Source organism: uncultured Campylobacter sp., from assembly GCF_938031315.1.
Classification (GTDB): Bacteria; Campylobacterota; Campylobacteria; order Campylobacterales; family Campylobacteraceae; genus Campylobacter_B.
The window spans coordinates 1-1,069 of the sequence record NZ_CALHHT010000421.1 but is presented as its reverse complement, the minus strand read 5'-3'; the positions used below and the strand labels follow the sequence as shown (position 1 = coordinate 1,069).

The 1,069-nt window shown below is 37.5% G+C and carries 2 protein-coding genes; both read right to left on the bottom strand.

The genetic code is table 11. The features are described 5' to 3' along the window. Positions 1–207: 207 nt before the first annotated feature. The gene (locus Q0236_RS10485) at positions 208–597 is read right to left on the bottom strand and encodes a phytanoyl-CoA dioxygenase (RefSeq protein WP_297917583.1); all 390 of its coding nucleotides are present in this window, start codon (positions 595–597) and stop codon (positions 208–210) included. Positions 598–635: 38 nt separating this feature from the next. Further along, positions 636–1,025 (bottom strand): phytanoyl-CoA dioxygenase, encoded by a 390-nt coding sequence (locus Q0236_RS10480; protein ID WP_297917580.1) that lies wholly within the window; start codon positions 1,023–1,025, stop codon positions 636–638. Between the last annotated feature and the right edge of the window lie 44 nt (positions 1,026–1,069).

The following is a 1,069-nucleotide window of genomic DNA, read 5'->3' as shown; positions in this document are numbered from 1 at the left end:
GCACGGCCTAGTGGCGTTAAGATGCGTCGTTACGGCGCGCGGTATGATGCAGCACAACTAAGCGCAACCAGAAATAAAACTATTTGCTTACGCGGCATCGGTTTTATTTTCGCTGTATACAACCAAGCAGAGCCCAGGCGATTAGGTATAGTAGCAGAGTAAAGATATGTATAGGATAAATTTCATTCTGCTAAGTCTAATATGGGTTTAATCATAGTCGAAGTCTTCCAAATCATACCCGAAGGTATACAAAGTCTTTAAGGCTAGCTCTCTGACTTCTACCCATGATTTATTATGATAGACTAGGTATTCGTAACCGTCTGCCTCTAATAAGCTGCGGTTATTAAAATTTTTATCTATAAGTTCCACAAGCACCATTAGTGCATCCCTTTCGTATGGCAGGAAACAAAATTTAAATTGTTCCAATAAGGCATTTTTACATTCGGTATATAAAAATTCTACCATTTCCGATGGGCTTTCGTAATATTCAACTGCAGGATGTATCAAATGATCAACTTGATATTCCAAAGAAGCCATTCGACATAGACTAACCATAAGCCCGCTTTTCCTAAATATCTCTTTTCCGTTAATTTGCATTTGGGTTTCCTTTTTATTTAAGTGCTGTCTCCGTGAGCTTAATACAGATCAAAGTCACCTAAATCATATCCGAAAATATGCAAAGTTTTTAAAGCTAATTCTCTGACCTCTATCCAGGATTTATTCTGATAGACCAAATAATCGTAGGTATCTCCTTCTAGCAGGCTTTGATCTTTAAAGTATTTATAAATAAGCTCTGCAAGCTCTTTTAAGATCTCTCTTTCATAGGGTAAGAAGCAGAATTCAAATTTTTCGTCAAGGGCTCTCCAGCATTCATCGCATAGTAGTTCCGCCATTTCCGATGGATCTTCATAATATTTAGCCGTGGCATGTACTAGATACTTATCCTGATATTCCAAAGAAGCCATTCGGCTTAAATTAAACACGAGACGACCTTTTTCAAATATCTCTTTTCCATTAATTTGCATTTGGGTTTCCTTTTATTGGGATGTGGGTTTCGTTGGTTTTGGAT

Coding starts and splice junctions, on each gene's coding strand:
- Q0236_RS10485 (WP_297917583.1), bottom strand. CDS start 597: ATGCAAATTAACGGAAAAGAGATATTTAGGAAAAGCGGGCTTATGGTT.
- Q0236_RS10480 (WP_297917580.1), bottom strand. CDS start 1,025: ATGCAAATTAATGGAAAAGAGATATTTGAAAAAGGTCGTCTCGTGTTT.